Genomic DNA, 26,319 nt, shown 5'->3' on the forward strand with positions numbered 1-26,319 from the left:
CACCGCATTGATCACCAAGAGTGACGCATCGGCACGACATGCACCGTGACGCACGTCACGGATGCCCTCTCCGGGGCTTTCGTATCGATCTTGAAATATGTGGAGCTCATGACAGAGGGTGCGGACACGCACGCGCCCGGCAACAGGTGCGTGCTCTTTGGTGTTTCCGCACCTCATCTGTTGTTTGTATCGCCCGGTGGGAGTCAACGCGTATGCCAGCTCAAGGTCCCCTGTCATGGCTGGGGAAGGGGCGCCTAGCCATGACGGAGTCACAACGACAACGCCGCCGACGCGGCCGCGTGGCCACCGTCCTCCTGTTGTCATCGACGCTGACGATGACGACGCTGGGCGCGGAGGTGTGGGCGATACCCGGCCCCGGCATGAGCCGCGAGCGGTCGATCGCCGAGGTCGACCTGCCCGATCTGCCGGAAGACACCTCGATCGAGGCGAACAAGGAGGCCGAGAAGAGCCTCACGACCGCGCCCGAGATCCCGGTCACCCCGTACGCACCGACCGCCATCACTCCCTGGACGGAGAACAGCGGCACCGCGACGCTGTCCCCGGACGCCAAGCCCGACACCAAGGTCCCGGTCTCCAACGGCCTGCCGGTCGCGCTCGGCGTGCCCGACGGCACCGACCCCGCCTCGATCGCCGGTGAGTGGAAGGTCGACCTGGCCGCACCGGCCGCGTCCCAGGACGCCGGCGTCTCCGGCCTGATCATGCAGGTCACCCCGCCGGCCACCGCCGAACCGGCCGCGCAGGTCGCCCTCACCGTCGACACCACCGGCTTCGCCGACCTCTACGGCCCCCAGGCCGCCGACCGCTTCGGTCTCGTGCTGCTGCCCGAATGTGTTCTGACCTCCCCCGACAGCGGCGACTGCGCCGCCGACGGCGGCACCCAGACCATGTCGGGCGGGGCGGGACAGGACACGGCCGAGCGGCTGCGCAGCACGGTGGAGGTGGTACCGGCGGACAAGGCACCCACCAAGTCCACCGCCGCGAAGAACGCCCCCACCCGCAAGATCCTCTCCGGCTCGGTTCCGGTCGCCGGCCTGCTCGGCGGCGAGGCCGCCTCGAAGGCGACCGGCGCCTCCGTCCGTACCGCCGCCCTCCAGGCGGCGGACGCCTCCGGCCCGCAGGTCGTCGGCGCCATGGACACCGGCGCATCGGCCTCCGGCGACTTCACCGCGTCGCCCCTGCTGTCCTCCGGCTCGTGGTCGGCAGGCGCCTCCTCCGGCGCCTTCACCTACACGTACCAGGCACAGGTGCCGGAGACGGCCGGCGGGCTGATCCCCAAGGTGGCGCTCAACTACTCCTCGCAGTCGGTCGACGGGCGCACCTCCGCCACCAACAACCAGGCCTCGTGGATCGGTGACGGCTGGGACTACAACCCCGGCTCCATCACCCGCACCTACGCCAACTGCCGCGAGGACTCGAAGAAGGCCGGGTCGAACAACGCCACGCACCGCACGGCCGACCTGTGCTGGGGCTCGGACAACGCCACCCTCTCGCTCGGCGGCATGACCACCGAGCTGGTGTGGGACAAGGACAAGAAGGCGTGGTTCACCGCCAACGGCGACGGTTCCAGGGTCGAGCGGATCCAGGACAACACCAGCGGCAACGGTGCCAGGGACGGCGAGTACTGGATCATCACCACCCGCGAGGGCACCCGCTACCACTTCGGGCAGCACAAGCTGCCGGGCTGGAGCACCGGGCAGCCGGTCACCAACTCCGTGCTGACCGTGCCGGTGTACGGCAACCACCCGGACGAGGACTGCTACAAGGCCGGTGACTGGGCAGGTTCGTGGTGCACCCAGGCCTGGCGCTGGGGACTCGACTACGTCGAGGACGTCCACGGCAACGCCATGTCCCTGTGGTGGAAGAAGGACAAGAACTACTACGCCCGCAACTTCAACTTCAAGGCGCCGGTCGTCTACGACCGCGACGGCTACCTGGACCACATCGACTACGGGCAGCGCAAGGACAGCATCTTCTCCGAGACCGCTCCGGCCCGGGTCGGCTTCCAGGTCGACGAGCGCTGCCTGGGCGAGGGCGCGCTGACGTGCACGGAGGCGAACTTCACCGACAAGGACCCGGGCAAGTACCGCATCTGGTACGACACCCCGGCGGACCTGCGGTGCGAGTCCGGCAAGAAGTGCTGGAACGCCGGTCCGTCCTTCTGGAGCCGCAAGCGGCTGGTCTCGATCACCACCTCGGCCCAGCGGCGCACCGACACCACCGCGCGCCAGGTGGTGGACAAGTACACGCTCACGCAGAACTTCCCGGTGCTGAAGACCGGCCCGAACACCGCGCTGTGGCTGGAGTCGATCCAGCGGACCGGCTACGCGCGCCTGGGCAGCAAGGACAAGAGCGTCACCCTCAACCCGGTGCGTTTCGAGTCCAACGCCGAGGACATGCCCAACCGGGTGATGCGGCCCAACGATCCGCGCCCCGGGTTCTCCAGGCTGCGCATCACCCGTGTCATCAACGAGTACGGCGGCGACACGGTCGTCACCTACAAGCCGGCCGTCGGGGACTGTGCCACCGGAGATCTGCCCGGCAAGGACAAGGCGGACACGCTGAAGTCCAACACCCGCCTGTGCTATCCCTCGTTCTGGCATCCGGACCCCGAGGTCGAGGACATCGACTGGTTCCACAAGTACGTGGTGGACACCATCGAGGAACTCCCCAACGTCGACGGCTCGTTCAGCACCAGGACGGCGTACGCGTACAAGAACGCCGGGTGGAAGCTGGCCGAGGCCGAGTTCACCAAGAAGTCCACGCGCACCTACTCGCAGTTCGCCGGGTTCGAACAGACCACGGTGATCACGGGCGAGAACGAGCCGGCCATCGGCAGCAAGAAGTCGAAGTCCGTCACCCGGTACTTCCGCGGCATGGGCGACACCGTCCCGGTGAAGGACATCACCGGCGCCGAGATCGCCAAGGACGCCGAACCGTTCGCCGGCCGCATCGCCGAGGAGCTCAGCTACACGAACGCGGACGACGCGGACACCAACTGGCTGTCCCGCAGCGTCACCGTCCCGGCCGCCACCGAACTGGCCAAGCGCCCGCGTGACAACGGCCTGAGCACGTTGCGCGCCTGGCGCGTCACGGAGCCCGTGGAGATCGCGTACACCAAGTCCTCGGGCACCGGTGACGACAAGGCGACCGAGCGGGTCGTGCGGACCGAGACGACCTATGAGCCGACGTACGGTCTGCCCACCCTCGTCGAGTCGTTCGGTGACACCGCGAAGCCCGGGGACGAGTCCTGCACCAAGCTGGAGTACGTCCACCAGACCGGCAAGCACCTGATCGGCCTGACCAAGCAGGCACTGGTCTCGCCGACCACCTGCGCGAAGGCCGACTTCGCCGACCTGACCACGTTGAGCGGCGCCACCCGCACCGCGTACGACAACCAGGCCTACGGCACCGCGCTCGCCGGCACCACCCGCGGTCTGGCCACCGAATCCTGGTCGCTGAACGGCGCGGGAACCGGTTTCCAGAGCGGCGGAACCACCGAGTTCGACGCCATCGGCCGCGTGGTCAAGCGGACCGACCCGGACAAGAACTCCTCCACGATCACCTACACCCCGTCCTCCGGGCAGGTCTTCGAGGTCACCGAGACCAACGCCCGCGGCCACTCCCAGAGGCAGGAACTGGAACCGGGCCGTTCGACCACCCTCAGGACGACCGACGCCAACGGCAACGTGAGCGTGGCGACGTACGACCCGCTGGGCCGCCTCGACGAGGCATGGGCCCCGGGCCGCTCCTCGTCGGTCTCGACCGTGCCGGACTTCAAGGCCGTCTACACGATCCCGACGTACGACCCGGAGAACCCGGAGCGCAAGCCCCCGTTCGTCACCACCCGCACGCGCGGGTTCGAGGACCGCGTCGAGACCTCCGTCACCCTCTTCGACGGCCTCGGCCGCGAGCGGCAGACGCAGGAGGAGGCCAACGGCGGCGGCCATCTGATCACCGACACGCTGTACAACAGCTCCGGTGAGGTCTGGCAGACGAACAACGCCTACCTGACCCACGAGGCCAAGCCGGGCGAGCTGTTCACCCCGCTCGCCGACACGGCCGTCCCCAACATCACCCGCTACACCTACGACGGTCTCGGCCGGGTGGTCGAGGAGATGCCGGTCCTGAAGGTCATGGACCCGGACACCAAGGAGGCCACCTCCCAGCCGGTCCCGGAGCGGGCCACCCGGTACAAGTACGGCCAGGACTGGTCGGAGGTCGTCAACCCGACCGGTGCCTCCTCCTACCGGGTCTACACCGACGCGCTCGGCCGCACCTCCCGGGTGGACACGTTCAACCCGGCGGCCCCCGACGGCCGTACGTCGATGAAGTACACGTACGACACGCACAGTCAGCTCGTGAAGGCGGTCAGCTCCGCCGACACGACGCACCCGTGGACGTGGACCTACGACCACCGCGGCCGGCAGGACTCCGCCACCGACCCGGACTCGGGCACCACGCGGATGACCTACGACAGTTTCGACCGCCCGCTGACCACCACCAACGCGCGCGGCATCACCGTCTGGAACGGCTACGACGAACTGTCGCGGCCGACCAAGCAGCGGCTGAACGACGAAAAGGGCGCGCTGCTCGCGGAGTTCGGCTACGACACCGTCACCGGCGGCAAGGGCATGCCCGCCACCGCCACCCGCTACACCGACGGTCTGGCGTACACCCAGAAGATCAACGGCTACACCAAGGACTACCAGCCGACCTCGACCACGCTGAACCTGCCGCTGGAACTGGCCGCCACGTGGGGTCTCGCGACCTCGTACACGTACGGCTACATGTACAACGACACGGGCATGCTGGAGGAGGCCTCGCTGCCGGCGGTCGGCAACTTCCCCGCCGAGAAGCTCGTCCCCCGGTACAACAAGGACGGCCTGCCGCTGTCGCTCTCCGGCAAGGACTGGTACGGCTCCGAGACGGTCTACTCCTCCTACGGGCAGGTGCTGCGCTCGACCCTGGGCGCGCAGCCGTACCGGGTGTGGGCGCAGAACTCCTACGACGAGTCGAGCGGCGAGCTCCAGCAGCAGTCGGTCTACCGCGAGCAGACCGGTGACAAGACCGTGGTCGGCGGGAACCTCGTGTCCAACCGGTCGTACACCTACGACCCGGCGGGCAACGTCACCTCGATCCGGGAGCACTCGGACGGGATCGCGGAGCGGCAGTGCTTCGCCTACGACCCGCTGGGTCAGCTGAAGTCGGCCTGGACCTCCAAGAACCAGACCGGGTGCGCCGCACCCAAGGCCGCCAACGGCACGCTCGACGTGGCCGCGGGCAAGGACGGCACCGGTTACTGGCAGGAGTACGAGTACGACCTGGTCGGCAACCGCAAGAAGCTGACCGAGAAGGACCTGGGCGGCGACGCCGCGAAGGACGCCACCACCACCTACGCCTACGGCAAGGCCGACGGCACCCAGCCGCACACGCTGACCAAGGTGACGAAGACCTACACCACGCCGCAGGGCGCGCAGGTCACGTCGGAGGCGGAGCGCCTGTACGAGCTGACGGGCGAGACCAAGTCCGTCAGCTCCCTCCAGAACGGCGACAAGCAGGACCTGACCTGGACGTACGACGGCCAGGTCGACCGGATCAGCGGCCAGGGCACGGGTGGCAGGACCCCCTACGTGGGCCTTGCCGACAAGTGTCTCGACCTGAGCTCCGGAGTGGCGGCTCCCGGGCAGGCCGTCCAGCTGTACTCGTGCAACTCCACCGCGGCGCAGAGCTGGCGCTTCACCCCCAGTCCGGGGACGGCGCAGGCCGATCGTGACCGGGGCGTGCTGAGCGTCCACGACGACTGGTGCGTGCAGCCGGCCGGGGACACCCCCGGATCGCCGGTCAGGGTGCAGAAGTGCGACGGCTCGGCCGACCAGGAGCTGAAGCGCGACGCGTCGGGTCAGCTGACCCACCTGGGGTCGAACCTCTGCCTGGCGGTGAAGGACGCGAGTTCGGCGAACTCGGCCCCGATCGTGCTGGCCGCCTGTGACGGCACGAAGGCCGCGCAGCTGTGGGCGCCGCAGAACGACACCCGTCACATCTACGGACCCGACGGAACGCGGCTGCTGACGATCAAGGACAAGCAGGCCACCCTGTACCTCGGCGAGGCCGAGGTCACCATGGGGCAGGGCGGTGTCCTGCTCAACACCCAGCGCACGTACGCGGCGCCCGGCGGCGCGGTCATGCGCTACGCGGCCGGCACGGGTGGCAGCGCCCTGGTCGCCCTCACCGGCGATCACCAGGGCAGCACCTACGCGGAGGTCGCGCTCAGGGATTCGATGGACGTACGGATCCGCAAGCAGGACCCGTTCGGCAACCAGCGCGGCAACGGCACGGTGGGCCTCAAGCTCCAGACCCACACCGGGTTCCTGGGCGCCACCCGGGACGACGCCTCCGGCTACCAGCCGCTCGGCGCCCGCCTGTACGACCCGGTGGTCGGACGGTTCCTGTCCGCCGACCCGGTCCTGGACCTGAACGACGTACTCCAGTCCAACGGCTACACCTACGCGCACAACAACCCGGTGACGATGGCCGACCCGACGGGTCTGTCCATCGCGCTGACCGCCTCCGAGCGGGCCGCGGCACTGGCGGGCGCGGGCCTGTCGGCGGCGCAGGTCGCGCAGGCACAGGCGATGCAGGGCAAGTCCCTGTCCTCGGTGATCCTTTCCGTGGCGTGGGACACGCTGAAGGACTTCGTCGGCATCAACGACGCCCTGTCCTGCTTCGGCGGTGACATGTGGTCCTGCGGCAGCCTGATCATCGGGGCGATCCCGTGGACCAAGCTCGGCAAGATCCCCTCCGTGCTGAAGGCCGTCAACCGCACGATCAAGGCCATCAACTCCTTCCGCGCGGCGAAGAAGGCGGCCGAGGCCGTCCTGAAGGCCGCGAAGGCGGCCGAGGCCGTCGCGCTGAAGGCCAAGAAACTCGCCATCGAGAAGGCCAAGAAGGAAGCCGCGCAGAGAGCCAAGAAGAAAGCCGCCGAGGCGGCGAAGAGAACCACCGACAAGGCGGTCAGCCAGACCAAGAAGACCGGCAACCCGGTCCAGAAACAGGCACAGGCCAAGGCGGCCCCGAAGTCCTCGTCGGCCTCCGGCGGCGGAGGCGGCTCAGGCGCCAAGAGCGGCGGTTCCAAGCCCGGCGGCAACTCCGGCGGATCCTCCCGCAACAGCGGCGGCTCCAGCGGCAGCGGCGGCTCCGGCAAGGCCGACGGCGGCGAGAGCGGCGGGACGTGCAACAGCTTCGTCCCCGGCACCAAGGTCCTGATGGCCGACGGCTCCACCAAGCCGATCGAGGACGTCAGGACCGGCGACAAGGTCATCGCCACCGACCCGAAGACCGGCGAGCGCCGTATCGAGACCGTCACCGCCGAGATCAAGGGCCAGGGCCTCAAGCACCTGGTCAAGGTCACCATCGACACCGACGGCGAGAAGGGCACCGAGACCGCCCAGGTCACCGCGACCGACGGCCACCCCTTCTGGGTCCCCGAACTCGACGCCTGGATCAAGGCCACCGACCTCCACCCCGGTCAGTGGCTCCAGACCAGCGCCGGCACGTACGTCCAGATCACCGCGATCGAGCGCTGGACGGCTCAGACAGCGGCGGTCCACAACCTCACCGTCAGTGACCTGCACACGTACTATGTGCTGGCGGGGGCGACACCGGTACTCGTTCACAACTGTGAGGACGTGTATCGCAGCGATACCCGAGGTCCCAGCGAAATCTTCGATGGAGGATTCGCGCCCAAGGGAGACAATATGAATCTAGAAGAGCACGTAGCGGGTGTCTCCGGGGTCTATACCCCCGACTCTGGATTCGTATCGACGACCACCTCGAAGTCTCACGCGTTGAGCCGGAAGGGCCACACTTACGTAATCGACTCCAGAGGTGCATCTGGAGGGATTGACGTGAACAAGAGGATCCCCGGAAATGCTCACGCAAACGAGGCAGAGATAGCTGTTCCCCGTACCATTGATTCGTGTCACATACGTGGGTGCTGGCATGAAACAACAGGAGAGTGGATCCCAAATCCGAACTATCGGGAGTGAGGCATGGAATCGCTTGAACTGCTAGCTGTAGGGCGAGGATCCTCAGTCGTTCCAGTCTCATTCGAGATCCTTGATAGCGAAGGGGTGGGCTTGAGAATGAAATTCTCAGGTCGAGACTGGCAGCCCTTCACTGAGTCGAATCTGTTCAAGTGTCTCCTGAGTGCTCGAATCGACTTGGAGAAGGGAGATCTTCTGCTTTGCTGCCAAGGGGCGCGACCGGACGTCTTTCCCTCCGGAATGCAACAGCAGATGGATAATGGCCGCTTTGCCGCAGTCCTCTCCCGATCTGCCGAAGAGGAAGAGATTGTCGACATCTTTGCTGCGGCTGAACCATCACAGGTGACTTCTGTGGAAGCCCAGCGAGTAGCCGTATATCAGTTCTTCAACCTGCCGATTTCCGATGCAGGCGGAGACGCGTAGAAAGGACCTGCATCGGCGTGTGACGGCAACGCTGACGGCAACAGGGCCGGACGTCGGTGCCCCCCACGAGGTCTCGTGGGGGGCACCGACGTTCGTAGAGTGGATCAGTCATCTGTTGCTGTGTGGGGCGGATGGTCGAGGCGCTTCCCCTGTAGTGCATCCCCCAGGGCGTTGATGGCTTGGCGTTGGAGCCGGAGTCGGACATGGGCGTAGACGCCGGCGGTGACGCCGATGTGAGCGTGCCCGAGGAGTTCCTTGATCACGATGAGGTCGACACCTTGTTCCAGGAGCAGGGTGGCGGTCGAGTGGCGGAGGTCGTGGAAGCGGATGCGGCGGAGTCCGGCCCGGTTGAGGAAGCTGCGGAAGCGGCGGGTGAGGTTGGCCGGGTCGAGGGGCCGTCCGGTTGACGTGGTGAAGACGAGGCTGCTGTCCTGCCAGGCAGACCCTGCTGTCTCTCGCTCTTTGTCCTGCCGTTCCTGTTGCTTCTTGAGGGAGTGGAGGCATTCGGTGGGGAGGGCGATTCGGCGTTCGGACGCGCGGGTTTTGGTGGGCAGGTGCGTGAGGCCGCCGGTGCGGGTGCGCTGGAGTGAGTGCCGGATGCTGGCCGTTCCGGTGGTGAGGTCGAGGTCTTCCCAGTGGAGGCCGAGGAGTTCGCCCTTGCGGAGCCCGGTGCGCAGCGCGAGTTCGTACAGCGCGTGGAGCCGGTCGGCGCGGGCTGTGTCGAGGAACTGGCGAGCCTCGGCTGCGGTGAGGGGCTGGAAGCGCCTGGGCCGGGGTGCGGCGGCTTTGACGTTCCGGGCGACGTTGCGCGGCAGCTCGTCTTCGCGGACGGCGTGTTCGAGGGCGGACTTGAGGACCGAGTGCACGTAGGTCACGGTCGAAGGGGACAGCTGCTTCTGGCAGCATTCGCCGATGGCGCAGCACTCCTTCCGTTCGGTGTCCAGGCCCTGGGTGCAGCACTGGCAGGTGGTGCGGAGCCGGTCGAGGAAGGTGCGGACGTCCTTGGCGGTGAGACGTGCGATCTTCTTGGCGCCGAGGCCGGGGACGAGGTGGAGGCGGACGCAGGCGGCGTAGCGGGTGTGGGTGTTCTCGCGGAGCCGGTGGACGGCGACGCTGCCGAGCCAGTACGTGAGGTAGTCGCCGACGGTGCTGTCTGCGGTGGCGACAGGCAGCCCGCGGTTGCTGTTCGCGATCTTGTCGGCGGCTTCCCTCCGAGTGCTGCCGTAGACCCGGACACGTTTGCGGCTGCCGTCGGCGGCGAGGACATAGCCGGCGGCTTCCCAGCGGCCGTCCTTGCGCTAGTAGATGGTGCCTTCGCCGTTGGCGCGGGCCTTCTTGCGCTTGGGGGCGATCATTAGGCGGCCTCTTCCAGGTGGCGCTGAACTAGTCAGCGAGGGCGTGGGCGGGGATACGGCGGGCGCGGCCGATGGTCAGCGAGGCCAGGCGACGGGTGCGCAGGAGGTCGTAGAGGGCGGAGCGGCCGATCTTGAGGCGGGCCATGACCTCGGGGACGGTGAGGAGTTCTTCGTCACGCACGAGTCGCTACCTCCTGTTCGCCCGTCGGGCCACCTCCGATGAGTGCGGCGAGGCGTTCGAGGTCGGGGGTGAGGCCGGTGCCGTCGTAGGCCCAGTGAGCGAGCACGAGGGTGGTCGGGGCGGCCGGAGGGGTGTGGCGGCGGTGCCAGTCGGCTCGGGCGGCCCGGAGGGCGCCAAGGGTGGTGGAGTAGGCGCGGGCCTTGGTGGAGAAGTGGCCGCGGAGGCCGAGCATGTGGGCCCACTTGCGAAGGTTCAGGTACTTGAGGTCGTCGCGGGCGCCGAGGGTCCAGGCGGTGCGGATCATGCGGGCGGCGTGCTCGGGTACGGACTCGAACCAGAGGTCGGTGATCCTCTTCAGCCGGTGGTCGAGGGTGCCGGTCGCGGCTTCGGTGCCCTTGGTGGCGTACTTGGCGACGTATCCGGCGACCTTGCCCTCGGTGATCATGGTCCCGCCCTGGAAGGCGGCCGACCGGATGATCCTGGTGTCGATCTGCTCGCCGAAGGCGAAGGAGCGGGCGCGGCCGTTGATTTCGGGCCCGTCGATATGGGCACGGGTGGCCGCGATCCGGATGGCGTCGGCGAGGAGTTCGGGGGTGGCCCAGGCGGGCGGCGGGGTGTAGGGGCCCGCGCGGCCGTCGAGACGGATTACGGCCCCCTGACCATGCCCGACCCCAACCCGGGCAGGACACCGGCCAAAGCCCACTCCACCGCCCTCAGGCGCGCAGCCGTCTGACGGCAACGCCGACGGCAACAGGGGCGCACAGCACGGCACTTCCACGTACACCTACGGACCAGCCGGAATTCGCTGACCAGCGAAAATGCAGGTGACGGCCGCCCGGCGAGCACACGTACTATGTGCTGGCGGGCGCTGCGCCGGTACTCGTCCACAACTGCGACAGCATTTCTCCGCAGGCTCGCGACCACGTGCTGAACGGTGTTATTACGGATGACAACCGGTTTGCCGGTTGGCATCTTCATCCCGATCAGACGGGCGGCATCCCGGAAAATCGATTCATCAACGGTGAACTGTCCGTTAACGCCGACGGCACGGCCAGGGTGAACGGGACGGTCGGGGCACTCCTCCCGGGAGGCGGAACCCTCGCCAAGGTGGCCAGCGCAGGCCATACATTCTTCCCGTCCACCTGGACGCCTGAAGATGTGATGGCAGCCGGTCAGCACCTGTTCAGCAACGGCACATACAAGCGCGGAGGAACCATGGTTTCCGGAACATTTCGTGGCGTGAAGATGACGGGCTTCCTACAGAAAACAGCGGATGGGTCGTACACACCATCGACCTTCTTCCCGGTGGGGAATTAACAGAACGATGGAGGCCGCTACGTGGTCCTTCACGGTCGATCAGGATGACCTCGTCATTCCTCAGGGCCCGGCCGGGACCGAGGAGAACACAAGACTGGCTCTCGAAACTCTGATAATTCCGTTCGGAACCAGAGCGGAAAGCACAGAGATCTACCTTCGAGAGTGGCGGAGGATGTGGCGGGATTTCGAATCCGAGTACGTCCTCGGGACATCCAGTGCGACTGCGAAGAGAATCGATTCCGATCGGGTTGAGATCGGTGACTTGTACGGGCAGTTCGAGACGTGCACGATGAGCGTCGAAGAATTTGAACTCGCACTGGAATGCCTGATTCGATTCCTGGAGCACCGACACCGGTGATCAACTGATTGCAGAAAACAAGAAAACCGATGGGGCGGTACGCGGCGAGAGGCCGCGTACCGCCCCGACGTTCATGAGTCCGAGTTCTCTTTCCGGAACCTCTCGGCTCCGCCGACGCGGGCACGGCGCACGAGGGGTCAGGCCCCCGCCTCCCGGTGGCGGCGGGTCAGGTCGGCGGCGCCGGATTCCGTGAGGCTGCCGTGCAGGCGCATGCGGGCGACGCCGCCGTCGGGGAAGGCGTCGAGGCGGACGTGGGTGACGATCGCCGGGGCGCTGAGCGGGAAGCGGTGGGGAGTGTCGGGCTGGAGCCGGGTGCGGGGGATGATCTCGAACCATTCGCCCGTCCCGCCGTCGCGGCCGTGCAGGGCGATCCAGCCCGCCGCGTTGCCCTTGAGGTAGGCGGTGTCGATCTCGACCGCGCGGACCGCGCCCTGGGCGGGGAGGCGGAAGCGGACCCAGTCATTGGTGTCGCGGACCCGGCGGCGGCGGTTCTCCCAGCCGTCGTCCATCTTGCGGGAGGTGCCGGGCAGGATGATCTGGGTCGGCGAGGAGTAGAAGCGGTCCGAGGCGTCCTCGTAGCTGCCGCCGTTCAGGACCGAGAGCAGGTCGAAGGTGCCGAGGGTGGCGAGCCAGGACGGGTCGGGCAGGACCTCGCCGTGGACGCGGAGGCGGGCGATGCCGCCGTCGGGGTGCTGGCAGAGGCGGATGTGGGTGAAGCGGCGGCCGTCGGTGATCTCGAAGCCGTTGGCGGCGTGGCCGCGTACGGGGGTCGGCGGGACGATCTCCTCCCATTTCACGTCGTCGGCGAGGAGCTCGGCGGGGCCGGGCGAGCCCTCGACGGCGGTGGCCTGGATCGAGACGCGCTGCGGGTAGTTGCCGCGGAAGTGGGCCGTGTCGACGACGATGCCGCGGATGACGCCGGGGGCGCCGAGGCGGATCAGGGCCCAGTCGTGCTCCCCGGGGGCCGGGAACGGGTGGGCGGCGTCCGCGCCGCGTCGGCGGCGGGTCTCCCAGCCGTCCATGACCTTGCCCTTGTGGCCGAAGCGCTCGGGGTCGAAGACCGCGCGCTCCCGGACGAGGAGGTTCTCGCGCTGGGCGAAGAACTCGTCGTTGGCGGCGATCACGCCCGCGCCGAGGCGGCGGTCGGCGAGGTCGACGAGGCCGGTGAAGGGGAGGTCGGTGATGCGGTAGTCGGCGTAGGGGTCGCCGCCGCCGTACGGGGCCGCGTCGTTGGCGTGGGGGTCGTCGTGGTGGTTCTCGTCCCGGTGCTCGTTCTGGTCGAAGGTCATGGGGCCACTGTCACGACCGGACACCCATCAGGTCCAGTGAAAGTTTTTACAGTTTCCGTTCAGCGGAAGTGAAGGATTCGGCGGCCGAGCCCAGCGCGACGAGGACCCGGGCCACCGCGGGCCCGTGTTCGGCCCCCTGCCGTACCGCCGCCACCACATGGCGGCGCGGCTGGTCCGCCTCCAGTACCCGCATCACCACCCCGTGCCGTCCGCCGTGCCGCTCCGCCGATGCCATGCGCGGAATGAGCGCGACCCCCATCCCCGCCTCGACCATGGCCAGGATCGCCGTCCAGCCGGAGGCACTGTGCGCCTGCTCGGGCACGAACCCGGCGGCCTCGCACGCCGCCGTGGTGATCTGCGACCAGGGTCCGGACCCTCCGAAGATCCAGGGATCGCCGGAGAGATCCGCCAGCCGGAGCGCGGGGGCGGCGGCCAGGGGATGGGCGGCGGGCAGGGCCACGTCCAGCGGGTCCGCGAGCAGGGGCCGTACCGCGAACCGGGGGTCGTGGGCGGTCGGGGCGTGCGCGGTGAGGGACAGCGCGAGGTCCACGTCACCGGCGGCCAGCAGTTCGTACGCCCGGGCGGCCTCCGCCTCCCGCACCCGCACCTCCGGCCCCGGGCGGCCCTCGGCGCGCAGGCGCTGGATCGCCGGGACGACGAGAGCCGGCACCGCCGTCGAGAACGCGGCGACCCGCACCTCCCCCGCCTCACCGCGCAGGTACCCCGTCAGTTCCGCGTCGGCGCGCTCCAGCCGGGCGAAGACCGCTTCGGCGTGGCGCAGCACGAGATGGGCGGCGTCGGTGAGGCGGACCCGTCGGCCCTGGGCCTCCAGGAGCGGGACGCCGAGCTGCCGGGACAGGCTGGACAGTTGCTGCGAGACCGCCGACGGGGTCATCAGCAGGGCCTCCGCGGTCGCGGTGACCGTGCCCCGGTCGCGCAGCGTGCGCAGGACCCGGAGCTTCTTGATGTCCCACTCGGTCATGGCCGCAACCTACCCGGGGTCCGGTCCGTCCGGGGTCCGGCGACGGCATCCGGTGGCGTCCGGGTCCGGACACGCGTGTGCGCCGCCCGGCACGGGGTACCGGCGGCGCACTCGGCGGGAGCGTCGGGAGAGGGCTGCGATCGGGACCGCTCACCGATCCCGGACCCGCCCGCTTCCCGGAACCCGGAGCGGTCGGACCCTGTCGCCCGACTCGATTCCCGACTCGGTCAGGCCTGCTTCTTGGACTTGTCGAAGATCATGACCAGGCCCGCGATGATCACGAACAGGGCGATGGGGGCCACGACGTACAGGCCGATGGTCTCCATCACGCTCAGGCCCGGGCCGGGGTCGTCACCGTCGTCGCGGGTGAGCGCGAGCGCGGGGGACGACATGAGCAGCATCATCAGCGTCGTTCCGGCCGCGACGGCGCCGGCGCGCATAGCGTTCTTCTTGTCCACGGTGCAAACGTAGCGAACGCCCACGACGCACGCGCGCCCGGGGTGCCGTACGGGCTTCGGGAACGGGCGCCGGTGGTGCCCCGGACCGGTCCTCAGCGGCGCTCGAAGACCTCCATCAGCCGGTGCAGGCGGGGGGCGGCGGCCAGTTCCTCCAGGGTGACCGGGTTGCCCTCCGCGTCGGCGACCGGCAGGCGCCAGTTGGGGTACTGGTCCCAGGTGCCCGGAACGTTCTGCGGGCGGCGGTCGCCCAGGGCGTCGGGCAGCCAGACGCCGACCATGCGGGCCGGGGTGCGCAACAGGAAGCGGTGCACGGCCCGGACGGCGCCCTCCTCGTCGCCCTCGCCCTCCGGGAGCAGGCCGAGCCGGGCGAGCAGGCCGAGCCATTCGGCGGTGTCGTGGGCGTCCGCGGCGAGTGCCTCCGCCAGGGGACGGGTGAGCAGGCCGAGCCGGTCGCGCAGCAGCACGTGGTCGCCGTCGAGCCGGGCGGCGGTGGACGGCAGGTCGTGCGTGGTGGCCGTGGCCAGGCAGCTCTCGCGCCACTGTTCCGGGGCCAGCGGCCGGCCGGTGCCGTCCCAGTCCCGCTCGAACCAGAGCACGGAGGTGCCGAGCACGCCCCGGCGTGCCAGCGTCTCGCGGACCCACGGTTCGACGGTGCCGAGGTCCTCCCCCACGATCACGGCACCGGCCCGGTGCGCCTCCAGGACGAGGACGGCGAGCATCGCCTCGGCGTCGTGGCCGACGTAGGTGCCCTCGGTGGGCGGGCGTCCCTCGGGCACCCACCAGAGCCGGAACAGGCCCATGACGTGGTCGATGCGCAGGGCGCCCGCGTGCGCGAACAGTGCGCGCAGCAGCCCGCGGTACGGGGCGTAGCCGGACGCGGCGAGGGCGTCGGGGCGCCACGGGGGCAGCCCCCAGTCCTGGCCGCGGGCGTTGAAGGCGTCGGGGGGCGCGCCGACGGACATGCCGCGGGCGAGGGCGTCCTGCTGGGCCCAGGCGTCGGAGCCGCCGGGGTGCACGCCGACCGCGAGGTCGTGGACGATGCCGACGGCCATTCCGGCGTCCAGGGCGGCGCGCTGGGCGGCGGCGAGCTGCTCGTCGGTCAGCCAGGCGAGCCGGCAGTGGAAGTCGACCCGGTCGCGCAGGGTGTGGCGGGCGTGGGCGGTCTCCTCGGAGCGGGGATCGCGCAGGGCGGGCGGCCAGGTGTGCCAGTCGTGTCCGTGCACCTCGGCGAGGGCGCACCACAGGGCGTGGTCCTCCAGGGCCTGCCCCTGTGCGGCCAGGAAATCGCAGTAGGCGGCGCGTCGGCCGGGGGTGAGGGGGACGTCCCGGACGCGTTCGAGGGCCTGGCGCTTGAGCTCCCAGACTGCGTCCCGGTCGATCAGTGCGCCCTTGTTCAGGACGGTGTCGCCGAGCGCGGCGGCGCTCTGGCGCAGGTCGTCGAGGGTGGACCGGTCCGGCACGTGGCCGTATTCGGGGACGGACTCGACATGCAGGTGGACGGGGTCGGGGAAGCGCCGCGACGACGGGCGGTACGGGGACGGGTCGGTGGGGTCGCCGAGCACCGCGGCGTGCAACGGGTTGACCTGGACGAATCCGGCTCCCAGGGCGCGCCCCGACCAGGCGGCGAGGTCGGCGAGGTCCCCGAGGTCGCCCATCCCCCAGGAGCGGGCGGAGAGCAGGGAGTAGAGCTGTACGAGGAAGCCGTGGCAGCGTGCGGCGGGCCGGGGCGCCCGGGGCGGGGCGACGACGAGCGTGGCGGACGCGCTCCGGCCGCCCGGGGCGCGTACCGACAACCGGTGCACGCCGAGCGGCGGTTCGGTCCACCAGAGCGGGGTGGACGGCGTCCCCGCAGCGGCCTCCCGGGCCGGATCCGCACCCTCGCCCGGGCCCGGGCCCACGGCCGGACCGGCCTCCCGGGCCGCCCCCGGTTCCGCGCCCACGCCCGTGCCCGGCTCCGGGGCCGTGTGCGTTCGCGCACCGACGTGTCCCAGGGCGTCCGGACGGGGGTGGTCGGCCGGAACGCGCAGGGTCGGGTGCGGGGGCTCGCCGACGTCCTCCGGGGCGGTGACGTCCTCCAGGGCGATGTCGAGCGTGGTGCCCGGCGGCAGGTCCGCCAGGGCCGGGGGCAGCGGTTCCCCGGCCCACACCACCACCGTCGGCGGGAGCAGTCCGGACCGGGCTGCGGACTCGGCGGTGGCGAGCGACTCCCGTACCGCTTCGGGGCCTGCCGCGTCCACGCCGAGGGCGGCGAGCACGGCGACGACCGTGCCGTCCGGGACGGGCACCGTGTCGCCGGGGGACGGGGAGTGGGAGGTGGCGACGCCATGCAGTGCGGCGAGCCGGGACAGGCCCATTCGGACTCCTGGTGACTACTCCATGCCCCACATGCTGCCGGTGGTGACCGGCTCGCTGGTCAGCGGGGCATTGACGGCGAGCGGGGGTTCGCTGGTCAACGGGGTGGCCTCGGCGAGCGGCGGCTCGCTGGTCAGGGGTATCGCGTCGGCGAGCGGCGGCTCGCTGGTCAACGGGCCGGAACCGGGCGCGGGAAGAAAGCCGGGCAACGGGTCGCAGCCGGATGCCTGTCGGGAGGGGGCGGGGAGCAGAGGCTGCGCGACGGTGGGCATGGTGGCCTCCTGGCCTTGGCGGAACAGGACACAGCGGGCCTACCCAGCGGACTCGATCGCAGACGTAGGCGTTATCACAACGAGTTCAACGTGCCGCGGGTCACAATCCGTTCCGCCGGGGCCGGTTCTCCGCAAGTCGTCCTCCGATTTCGGCCATTCGGCGTCATCTTTCGCGTCCCGCGCCATCGGCCGGCCGCCCCGCACCGCATCCACCACATCGGGCATTTGCGGCACACCGCCCCTCGCGCATTGACACCCGCGCGCGTGGGGTGGTGGGCTCGGAGGCCACCGGCGGGAGCGAAGGAGACGGGCGATGCGGCTCGGACGCAGGAAGCGGGCGACGGCCGTCGCGTTCGCCGTGCTGGGCGGGCTGCTCTCCGCGGGCGCCCCGGCCGTCGCGGCGCCCTCCGCACCCGGTTCCCCCTCCCTCACCACGCCCGACCGCACCGGCGACGGCGCACCGCCCGCCGTGTGGCCGCGCCCCCAGTCGGTCAGGACGTCCGGGGCGGACATTCCGCTCTCCGCCGAAGTCACCCTCGTCGCCGACGCGCAGGCCGATCCGTACGCCGTCGACGCGCTGCGCGACCTGCTGCGCGGGGCGGGGGTGCGCACGGTCCACGAGGCGCTGCCGGGCCGCGGCCCGGTCGTCCGGTTCGGCGGTGCCGGTGCCGCGGACGCCCTGCGCGCGCTGCGCGCCCCCGCTCTCGGCGACCTGCCCTCCGGGGGCTACCGGATCGCGGTCGGCCGGGTGGCGGGCCGGGACACCGTCGCCGTGGACGGGGTCGGCGACGACGGTCTGTTCCACGGCGTCCAGACGCTGCGTCAGCTGATCCGGAACGGCGGCGTCGCCGGGGTCGCCGTGAGGGACTGGCCGGGCACCGCCGTGCGCGGGATGACGGAGGGGTTCTACGGGCAGCCGTGGACCCGTGCCGAACGGCTCGCGCAGATCGGGTTCATGGGGCGCACGAAGCAGAACCGCTATCTGTACGCGGCGGGCGACGACCCCTACCGGCAGTCCCGTTGGCGCGATCCGTACCCCGCCGAGCGGCGGGCCGACTTCCGGGCGCTCGCCGAACGGGCCCGGGCCGAGCACGTGACGCTCGGCTGGGCCGTCGCCCCCGGGCAGACCATGTGCATGGCGTCGGACGACGACGTGAGGGCGTTGACGAGGAAGCTCGACGCGATGTGGGCGCTGGGCGTACGGACGTTCCAGCTCCAGTTCCAGGACGTCAGCTACAGCGAGTGGCACTGCGACGCCGACGCCGACACCTTCGGCCGCGGTCCGGAGGCGGCGGCCCGGGCGCAGGCGCGGGTGGCGAGCGCGGTGCAGCGGCACCTCGCCCGGAGGTATCCGGACGCGGAGCCGCTGTCGGTGATGCCGACGGAGTTCTACCAGGACGGGACGACCGCATACCGCACGGCGCTCGCGAAGGAACTCGACGACCGGGTGCAGGTCGCCTGGACCGGGGTCGGGGTGGTGCCGAGGACCATCACCGGCGGCGAACTGGCGGGGGCGCGCGCCGCGTTCCGGCATCCGCTGGTCACCATGGACAACTACCCCGTCAACGACTACGCGCAGGACCGGATCTTCCTCGGCCCGTACACCGGCCGGGACCCGGCGGTGGCGGTCGGCTCCGCGGCGCTGCTCGCGAACGCGATGGAGCAGCCGTCCGCGTCCCGCATCCCGCTGTTCACCGCCGCGGACTTCGCGTGGAACCCGCGGGGGTACCGGCCGCAGGAGTCCTGGCGGGCGGCGATCGACGACCTCGCGGGCGGCGACGCCCGCTCCGGGGACGCGTTGCGCGCGCTGGCCGGGAACAGCGCGACGTCCGTGCTGGGCGGCGACGAGTCGGCGTATCTGCGACCGCTGCTTGACGCGTTCTGGCGGTCCCGCACGGACCAGGACGCCTCGGCGCGGGACACCTCGGCCCGGGCGCTGCGGGAGGCGTTCACGGTGATGCGGCAGACGCCGCAGCGGCTGGAGGACCTCGCCGAGGGGCGGCTCGACGACGAAGTGCGGCCGTGGGCCGAGCAACTGTCCCGGTACGGCCGGGCGGGCGAGCTCGCCGTCGATCTGCTGCAGGCGCAGTCGCGCGGCGACGGCGCCGCCGCGTGGAAGGCGTCGCTGGCGCTGGAGCCGGTGCGGCGGGCGACGGGGGCGAGCGGGGCGACGGTCGGGGCGGGGGTGCTGGGCCCGTTCCTGGACCGGGTGCGCCGGGAGGCGGACGCCTGGACGGGCGCGGACCGCAGGGCGGGCACGGTGACGGAGGCGCCCGGCAGTCACACGGTCCGGCTGGACCGGGCCCGTCCGGTCGAGGCCGTGACGGCGATGACCGAACCCGGGGACGGTTCGGAAACCGGCGCGAGGCTGGAGGCGCACGTGCCGGGCGAGGGCTGGCGCGTGCTGGGGCCGGTGTCGCGGACCGGCTGGACCCAGATTCCGGCCAAGGGGCTGCGGGCCGACGCGATCCGGATCAGCCGGCCGACCGCGAGCCCGGTCGTTCCCCCGCTCATCACCGGCGCGAGGCCGTCGGTCGTCGTGGAGAACCGGACGGACGGGCCGGGAGGCGACGCGTCCACATCCGGAGGCGCCGGCTCCGGGGACGCGTCGGCTCCGCGGGTGCGGGCGCTCGTGCCGTGGTTCGGCGACGAACCCGCCGCCCGGCTCGACCTCGCTCGCGACGAGACGGACGCCGAGATCGGCGGCGGGCCGCAGCGGGTCAAGGCCCGGCTGGCCGCCCGGCGCCCCGCCGAGGTGAACGGCAGCCTCACCGCCGACGCCCCCAGCGGCATCGAGGTCAGCGTCCCGGAACGGACCCGGGTGCCGCGCGGCACCGGTACGGACGTCCCCGTCGAGATCACCGTCCCGGCGGGCACCCCGGCCGGCGAGTACGAGGTACCGCTCAGCTTCGGCGACGAACGCAGCACGCTCACCGTCCGGGCGTTCCCCCGCACCGCGGGCCCGGACCTGCTGCGTACCGCCGTCGCGGCCTCGTCCGCCGACGAGACCCCGGACTTCCCGGCGCCGGCGGCCGTCGACGGCGACCCGGGGACCCGCTGGTCCTCACCGGCCGAGGACGGCGCCTGGTGGCAGGCGGAGCTGCCGGCCGCGGCCCGGATCGGCCGGGTGGTGCTGCACTGGCAGGACGCGTACGCCTCCCGCTACCGGGTCCAGGTCTCCCCGGACGGCCGGACCTGGCGCACGGCGGCGACGGTGCGGGACGGACGGGGCGGCAGCGAGTCGGTCCGGATGGACGCCAAGGACACCCGCTTCCTCAGGATCCAGGGCGACGCCCGCGCCACCGAGTTCGGCTACTCCCTCTGGTCGGTGGAGGCGTACGCCGTCGCCGCGACGGAGTGACGAGCGGGGGAGCAACCGCCTCCGCCCGCGCGTGTCCCCGCACGGGCCGGAGGGCTCCCGCACGGTGCCCCCGCGGGGACGGCGAAGGCCCCGGGGACGACGAAGGCCCGGATCCTAGGCTGATACGCCGTCGATCCGGGCCATCGCGTCGTCCGCGCCGAACGGTTGCAAGTACGGCAACCAGCGCGGATCGCGATGGCCCGTCCCGATGATGCGCCACGCGAGGCCCGTGGGCGGGGCGGGCTGCTGGTGCAGTCGCCAGCCGAGCTCCGGCAGGTGCCGGTCGGCCTTGACGTGGTTGCAGCGGCGGCAGGCCGCCACCACGTTGTCCCAGGCGTGCTGGCCGCCGCGGCTGCGCGGGATGACGTGGTCGACGCTCGTGGCGGCGGCCCCGCAGTACATGCAGCGACCGCCGTCCCTGGCGAAGAGGGCCCGGCGGGTGAGCGGTACGGGCCCGCGGTAGGGGACCCGTACGAAGCGTTTCAGCCGGACGACGCTGGGGGCCGGGACGACCCGGGTGGCACTGTGCATGAAGGCGCCGGACTCCTCAAGACAGATGGCCTTGTTTTCGAGCACGAGGACGAGAGCGCGGCGGAGCGGTACGACGCCGAGCGGCTCGTACGACGCGTTGAGAACCAGGACATGCGGCACGGTGGACGCCTCCTTGTACGCCGGCGGCGCGTGGCTCGCGCCGGGACGATCCGATCCAAGTTTCTCCTCACGCCCGGTCGATGCGCCACCACGTGCGGGTAACGGGCTGGAAGGATTTTTTCCGCCGCGGCCCCGTGACCCCCCTGACGGCGGGCCGCCGGGGGCCCCGCGGGACCGTTTCGGCAGGCCCGCACCCGGTGTGTGATCGGCCACACGCGCCCTTCGCGCCCCCGGGACGCCTCTGCCTCCTCGGTCGCGGCAGCCGCCCGGGGCCGCTGCCCCGTTAGTGTGGTGGGTCCGTCGCAGCCCAGTCGGAGGTCCCGTCGTGCCCGTGTCCGCCTTGTTGACCGCAACCCCGTCACCCGGGTCCGGCAGCTCGCTCGACGAGGCCGCCGAGCAGGCCGGTCACGCCGCGAGCTGGGTGGAGGAGAACTGGTCCACCTGGCTGAGCACCGGCCTGCGGATCATGCTCATCGCGGCCATCGCGATCGTGTTGCGCATCGCGATCCGGCGTGCTCTGACCAAGCTCATAGAACGGATGAACCGCAGTGCCCAGGCGGTCGAGGGCACCGCGCTGGGCGGTCTGCTGGTCAACGCGGAACGCCGCCGTCAGCGGTCCGAGGCGATCGGCTCCGTGCTGCGCTCGGTGGCGTCCTTCCTGATCCTCGGCACGGCCGTCCTGATGATCCTCGGCGCGTTCCAGATCAACCTGGCCCCACTGCTGGCCTCCGCCGGGGTGGCCGGTGTGGCGATCGGTTTCGGTGCGCGCAACCTGGTCACCGACTTCCTCTCCGGCGTCTTCATGATCCTGGAGGACCAGTACGGCGTCGGCGACACCATCGACGCGGGCGTCGCCTCCGGCGAGGTCATCGAGGTCGGTCTGCGGGTCACCAAGCTGCGTGGTGCCGAGGGCGAGATCTGGTACGTCCGCAACGGCGAGGTGAAGCGGATCGGCAACCTCAGCCAGGGCTGGTCGACGGCCGGCGTCGACGTGACGCTGCCGCTCACGGAGGACCTGGACCGGGTCCGTTCGGTGATCGTCGACGCCGCCGCCGCGATGGCCAAGGAGGACCCGTGGAGCGAGCGGCTGTGGGGTCCGGTGGAGGTCCTGGGCCTGGACACGGTGCAGTTGGACTCGATGACGGTCCGGGTCGCCGCGAAGACGATGCCCGGCAAGTCGGTGGGCGTGGAGCGGGAGCTGCGCTGGCGGATCAAGCAGGCCATGGACGAGGCGGGCATCCGGATGGTCGGCGGTGTGCCGGCCCAGGCGGAGGAGGAACCGGTGGCCGATCCGACGGCCTCGGTGGCCGCCCCGTCGGCCTTCTCGTCGGCCACCTCGCCGCAGACCCTGGCCACCAACCCGATCACCCCGGCGCCGAACAAGGGCAAGTAGCCGGGAAGGCGCGAGCGGCCGGACACCCGCGGGCACGGCGCCCCCGGCACGGCGCCCCCGGCACGACGACCCCGGGCACAGCGCCCCGGATCCGGCCCCCGGACGCGGTGTCGGGGCATCGCGAGGCGTCCGGCAGGCGGACGCCACGTAACGCTTTGGTTGCCGCAGCGATGCCGACCATTGACGCCCCGGCGCGGGCGCCATACGGTCCTCTCACAGAATAGGAAACTTTCCTAACAGAGGGCGGGTGGAAGCTCATGGCCGGAACCACACCGGGTACCCCCCGCGTTCTGCGGGCCATGAACGACCGGGCCGCCCTCGACCTGCTGCTGAAGCACGGCCCCCTCTCCCGGACCAGGATCGGGAAGCTGACCGGACTGTCCAAGCCCACCGCCTCCCAGCTCCTGGCGCGGCTGGAGGCGGCCGGGCTGGTCGTCGCCACCGGGACCGTGGTCGGGCGGCCGGGTCCCAACGCCCAGCTGTACGCGGTGAACGCGCGGGCAGCGCACGTCGCGGGGCTTGACGTGAACGCCCAGCGCATCCTCGCGGCCGTCGCCGATGTGACCGGTGAGACGGTCGGGGAGTTCGAACTGCGCACCCCGGGGCGGCGCGCCGACTCCGTGGTGCGGCAGGTGGCGGACGCCCTGGACGGGGCGATCAAGGACGCCGGGCTCACCCGCTCCGAGGTGCACCGGGTCGTCATCGGCACCCCCGGGGCCTTCGATCCGGGCACCGGCCGCCTGCGGTACGCCTCGCACCTGCCCGGCTGGCACTCCCCCACCCTGCTGGAGGAGCTTGCCGCGTTCCTGCCGATGCCGGTCGAGTACGAGAACGACGTGAACCTGGTCGCGGTGGCCGAACAACGGCTCGGCGCGGCACGCGGGCACGACGACTTCGTCCTGCTGTGGAACGAGGAGGGGCTCGGCGCCGCCCTCGTGATCAACGGACGGCTGCACCGCGGCTTCACCGGCGGCGCCGGTGAGGTCGGCTTCCTGCCGGTGCCGGGCGCGCCGCTGGTCCGGCAGGTCACCAAGGCGAACTCGGGCGGGTTCCAGGAGCTGGCGGGCGCCCAGGTGCTGGCCCGGCTGGCCAGGGAGCTCGGCATCGAGGACGGGGCGGCCCGCGGCTCCGGTACCCATCACGAGGCCGCGGCCCGGCTGATCGCCAGGGCCGCCGAGGCGGACCGGGCGGGCGACGACGGCCCGTACCCCCGGCTCCTCGATCTGTACGCCACCGGCCTCGCGACCGGTCTCGCCTCCATGATCGCCGTGCTGGACCCGGAGGTGGTCGTGCTGTCCGGCGAGGTGATCGCGGCCGGCGGCGAGCCGCTGCGCCGCCGGGTGGAATCCGAGCTCCTCGAACTGGCGGCCTCCCGCCCCCGGCTGATCGCCGGTGACGTGACCCACCGTCCCGTCCTGCGCGGCGCGTTGGAAAGTGCGCTGGCCACCACTCGTGACGAAGTCTTCGACACGTCGCGCTGAACCGTTTTCCCGTTCCTTCCGCACGTCATCCTCTCTCCGACCCATCGTTCACCGGGAGTCACCGTCATGTCCGGAAACCGCCGGAAGACGGCCGCCGCGCTCGCCGCGACCGCCGCGTTCACACTTCTCGCCTCCGCCTGTACCGGCCAGAGCAGTTCCGGTGCCTCGGATGACGCGTCCAAGGACACCACCATCACCTTCTGGCACGGCTGGAGCGATCCCGGCGAGGTCGCGGCGATCAAGGCGACGGTCGACGCCTTCGAGAAGAAGCACTCCAACATCCATGTGAAGGTCATCGGCAACATGACCGACGACAAGATCAACCAGGCGCTGCGGGCGGGTGGTTCCAACGCCCCGGACGTGGTCTCGTCGTTCACCACGAACAACGTGGGCAAGTTCTGCTCGTCGAAGGCGTTCGTCGACCTGAACCCCTTCCTGAAGCGGGACGGGATCGACCCTGACAAGACGTTCCCGAAGGCGATGAACGAGTACACGCAGTTCGACGGGGTGCGCTGCACCGTCCCGCTGCTCGGTGACGCCTACGGGCTCTACTACAACAAGGACGCGTTCAAGGCGGCCGGTGTCGCCAAGCCGCCGGAGACGTGGTCGGAGCTGGCCGCGGTCGCCAAGAAGCTGACGAAGACCAAGGGCGACTCGTACGAGCAGCTCGGCTTCATGCCCAACTACCACGGCTACGAGTCGACGACCGAGCACTACCTGGGGGGCTGGGACCCGAAGTACTTCGACGCGGACGGCAAGTCGAACATCGTCAAGGACCCGGCGTTCGCCGCCATGCTCACCACGCAGAAGAAGCTGGTCGACGACCTCGGCGGGTACGAGAAGCTGGAGAAGTACCGCGCGTCGTTCGGCGACGAGTGGGGCGCCAAGCACCCCTTCCACACCGGCCAGGTCGCCATGCAGCTGGACGGCGAGTGGCGGCTGGGGATGGCCGAGGAGACCAAGCCGGAGTTCGAGATCGGGGTGGCCCCGATGCCCGTCGCCGACGACCAGCGCGACACCTACGGCAAGGGCTACCTGACCGGCACGGTCGCCGGTGTCGCCGCCACGTCGAAGAAGCAGAACGCGGCCTGGGAACTGGTCAAGTTCATGACCACGGACACCGACGCGGTTGTCGACTTCGCCAACGCCATCCACAACGTGCCCTCCACGCTGGAGGCGCTGAAGTCCCCGAAGCTGAAGTACGACCCGCGGTTCAAGACCTTCCTGGACATCGCCGCGAACCCGAAGAGCACCACCACCCCGCCCTCGGTGAACGGCGGCGCGTACCTGGTCTCCCTGCAGAACCTCGGATTCGACATCGAGAAGGGCAAGCAGAAGGACATCAAGGCGGGGCTGGAGAAGACCGCCGCCGAGATCGACGCCGCGATCGCGCAGGCGAAGTAGTACCGCGATGAGCACGTCCACGAGTACGCCGACGCGTGCGGGCACGTACACGCTGCGTTCGAAGCGCCGCAGGTCGGCGCTTCGGACCGCGGCGTTCATGTCGCCGTGGCTGATCGGGTTCTGCGTCTTCTTCGCCTACCCGTTGATCTCCACGGTCTACTTCTCCTTCACCTCCTACGACGGTTTCGCCACCCCCGAGTTCAGCGGGCTGAAGAACTGGTCGTTCGTCTTCTCGGACTACCCGCTGTTCTGGCCCGCGCTGCGCAACACGCTCTGGCTGGTCGTGGTGATGGTGGCCTGCCGGGTGGTCTTCGGTCTCGGTGTCGGGCTGCTGATCACCAAGATCAAGACTGGGGCCGGGGTCTTCCGCACCCTGTTCTACCTGCCGTACCTGGCGCCGCCGGTCGCGGCGACGCTCGGCTTCGTCTTCCTCCTCAACCCGGGTACCGGACCGGTCAATTCGCTCCTCGGCGAGCTGGGGCTGCCGACGCCCGGCTGGTTCACGGACGCCGCCTGGTCCAAGCCCGCGCTGACCGCGCTGGCGGTATGGGGCGTGGGCGACCTGATGGTGATCTTCATGGCCGCACTGCTCGACGTGCCGAAGGAGCAGTACGAGGCGGCGGAACTGGACGGGGCCGGCCCGTTCCAGCGGTTCCGCTTCGTCACCCTGCCGAACATCTCGCCGATCGTGATGTTCGCCGTGGTCACCGGGATCATCCAGACGATGCAGTACTACACCCAGCCACTCGTGGCGGGGAAAGTCGCCTCCGGAGTGATCGGCGGCTCCGGGCAGCAATTCGAACCCGGCTATCCCGACAAGTCGACATTGACGCTGCCCCAGCTCGTCTACAACCTCGGCTTCCAGCGCTTCGACTACGGCTCCGCCTGCGTGGTCGCGCTCGTTCTGTTCGTCCTCGCCATGGCGTTCACCGCACTGCTGATGCGGCGCCGCAGCGGGCTGATCCAGGCAGGTGAGTGA

Annotated in this window: 17 protein-coding genes and 1 pseudogene; 9 read left to right on the forward strand and 9 right to left on the reverse strand. The window is 70.5% G+C overall.

Features of this window, described 5'->3' with window-relative positions; genetic code table 11:
* Positions 1-335: 335 nt before the first annotated feature.
* Complete coding sequence (locus tag ACF1CT_RS14570; RefSeq protein WP_391784225.1) at positions 336-8,066, forward strand: ricin-type beta-trefoil lectin domain protein; 7,731 nt, start codon at positions 336-338, stop codon at positions 8,064-8,066.
* Positions 8,067-8,069: 3 nt separating this feature from the next.
* Entirely contained in the window at positions 8,070-8,486 is a 417-nt protein-coding gene (locus ACF1CT_RS14575; protein WP_391784156.1) for a hypothetical protein, read from the forward strand.
* A gap of 104 nt (positions 8,487-8,590) precedes the next feature.
* Here ACF1CT_RS14575 and ACF1CT_RS14580 read toward each other — a convergent pair.
* The 3 genes and pseudogenes from ACF1CT_RS14580 to ACF1CT_RS14590 all read right to left on the reverse strand — a co-directional run bounded on the left by ACF1CT_RS14580 (position 8,591) and on the right by ACF1CT_RS14590 (position 10,725).
* Positions 8,591-9,841, reverse strand: a pseudogene (locus tag ACF1CT_RS14580) (tyrosine-type recombinase/integrase).
* 28 nt (positions 9,842-9,869) lie between these two features.
* The gene (locus tag ACF1CT_RS14585) at positions 9,870-9,986 is read right to left on the reverse strand and encodes a hypothetical protein (protein WP_391784226.1); all 117 of its coding nucleotides are present in this window, start codon (positions 9,984-9,986) and stop codon (positions 9,870-9,872) included.
* Between the two features lie 28 nt (positions 9,987-10,014).
* On the reverse strand, positions 10,015-10,725 hold the full coding sequence (locus ACF1CT_RS14590; protein WP_391784157.1) for a replication initiator: 711 nt from the start codon (positions 10,723-10,725) through the stop codon (positions 10,015-10,017).
* A gap of 152 nt (positions 10,726-10,877) precedes the next feature.
* Between ACF1CT_RS14590 and ACF1CT_RS14595 the strand changes: the two genes are divergently transcribed.
* Positions 10,878-11,339: an EndoU domain-containing protein gene (locus ACF1CT_RS14595; protein WP_391784158.1), complete on the forward strand. Its 462-nt coding sequence runs from the start codon at positions 10,878-10,880 to the stop codon at positions 11,337-11,339.
* Between the two features lie 7 nt (positions 11,340-11,346).
* On the forward strand, positions 11,347-11,697 hold the full coding sequence (locus ACF1CT_RS14600; protein WP_391784159.1) for a hypothetical protein: 351 nt from the start codon (positions 11,347-11,349) through the stop codon (positions 11,695-11,697).
* Between the two features lie 137 nt (positions 11,698-11,834).
* Here ACF1CT_RS14600 and alc read toward each other — a convergent pair whose 3' ends face one another.
* From alc to ACF1CT_RS14625, 5 genes are all read right to left on the reverse strand, one after another.
* Positions 11,835-12,986: an allantoicase gene (gene alc, locus ACF1CT_RS14605; protein ID WP_391784160.1), complete on the reverse strand. Its 1,152-nt coding sequence runs from the start codon at positions 12,984-12,986 to the stop codon at positions 11,835-11,837.
* Between the two features lie 46 nt (positions 12,987-13,032).
* Positions 13,033-13,968: a LysR family transcriptional regulator gene (locus ACF1CT_RS14610; protein ID WP_391784161.1), complete on the reverse strand. Its 936-nt coding sequence runs from the start codon at positions 13,966-13,968 to the stop codon at positions 13,033-13,035.
* A 227-nt stretch (positions 13,969-14,195) separates the two neighbouring features.
* Positions 14,196-14,426 (reverse strand): hypothetical protein, encoded by a 231-nt coding sequence (locus ACF1CT_RS14615; protein ID WP_391784162.1) that lies wholly within the window; start codon positions 14,424-14,426, stop codon positions 14,196-14,198.
* Between the two features lie 92 nt (positions 14,427-14,518).
* Positions 14,519-16,780, reverse strand: a complete 2,262-nt coding sequence (gene malQ / locus ACF1CT_RS14620) for a 4-alpha-glucanotransferase (RefSeq protein WP_391784163.1) — start codon at positions 16,778-16,780, stop codon at positions 14,519-14,521.
* A gap of 15 nt (positions 16,781-16,795) precedes the next feature.
* Positions 16,796-17,050, reverse strand: a complete 255-nt coding sequence (locus ACF1CT_RS14625; RefSeq protein WP_391784164.1) for a hypothetical protein — start codon at positions 17,048-17,050, stop codon at positions 16,796-16,798.
* A gap of 313 nt (positions 17,051-17,363) precedes the next feature.
* Here ACF1CT_RS14625 and ACF1CT_RS14630 point away from each other — a divergent pair, with 313 nt between their 5' ends.
* Complete coding sequence (locus tag ACF1CT_RS14630) at positions 17,364-20,411, forward strand: beta-N-acetylglucosaminidase domain-containing protein (protein ID WP_391784165.1); 3,048 nt, start codon at positions 17,364-17,366, stop codon at positions 20,409-20,411.
* 114 nt (positions 20,412-20,525) lie between these two features.
* Here the strand turns inward: ACF1CT_RS14630 and ACF1CT_RS14635 are convergent, their stop codons facing one another.
* A complete protein-coding gene (locus tag ACF1CT_RS14635; RefSeq protein ID WP_391784166.1) occupies positions 20,526-21,062 on the reverse strand; it encodes an HNH endonuclease in 537 nt (178 codons plus the stop codon).
* 325 nt (positions 21,063-21,387) lie between these two features.
* Between ACF1CT_RS14635 and ACF1CT_RS14640 the strand changes: the two genes are divergently transcribed.
* From ACF1CT_RS14640 to ACF1CT_RS14655, 4 genes are all read left to right on the forward strand, one after another.
* On the forward strand, positions 21,388-22,455 hold the full coding sequence (locus tag ACF1CT_RS14640; protein WP_391784167.1) for a mechanosensitive ion channel family protein: 1,068 nt from the start codon (positions 21,388-21,390) through the stop codon (positions 22,453-22,455).
* A gap of 257 nt (positions 22,456-22,712) precedes the next feature.
* Positions 22,713-23,936: an ROK family protein gene (locus ACF1CT_RS14645; protein WP_391784168.1), complete on the forward strand. Its 1,224-nt coding sequence runs from the start codon at positions 22,713-22,715 to the stop codon at positions 23,934-23,936.
* Between the two features lie 66 nt (positions 23,937-24,002).
* Positions 24,003-25,340 (forward strand): ABC transporter substrate-binding protein, encoded by a 1,338-nt coding sequence (locus ACF1CT_RS14650; protein ID WP_391784169.1) that lies wholly within the window; start codon positions 24,003-24,005, stop codon positions 25,338-25,340.
* Between the two features lie 97 nt (positions 25,341-25,437).
* Positions 25,438-26,319 (forward strand): carbohydrate ABC transporter permease, encoded by an 882-nt coding sequence (locus ACF1CT_RS14655; RefSeq protein WP_391784227.1) that lies wholly within the window; start codon positions 25,438-25,440, stop codon positions 26,317-26,319.

It is taken from the genome of Streptomyces sp. NPDC014734, from assembly GCF_043083325.1.
Taxonomy (GTDB): Bacteria; Actinomycetota; Actinomycetes; order Streptomycetales; family Streptomycetaceae; genus Streptomyces.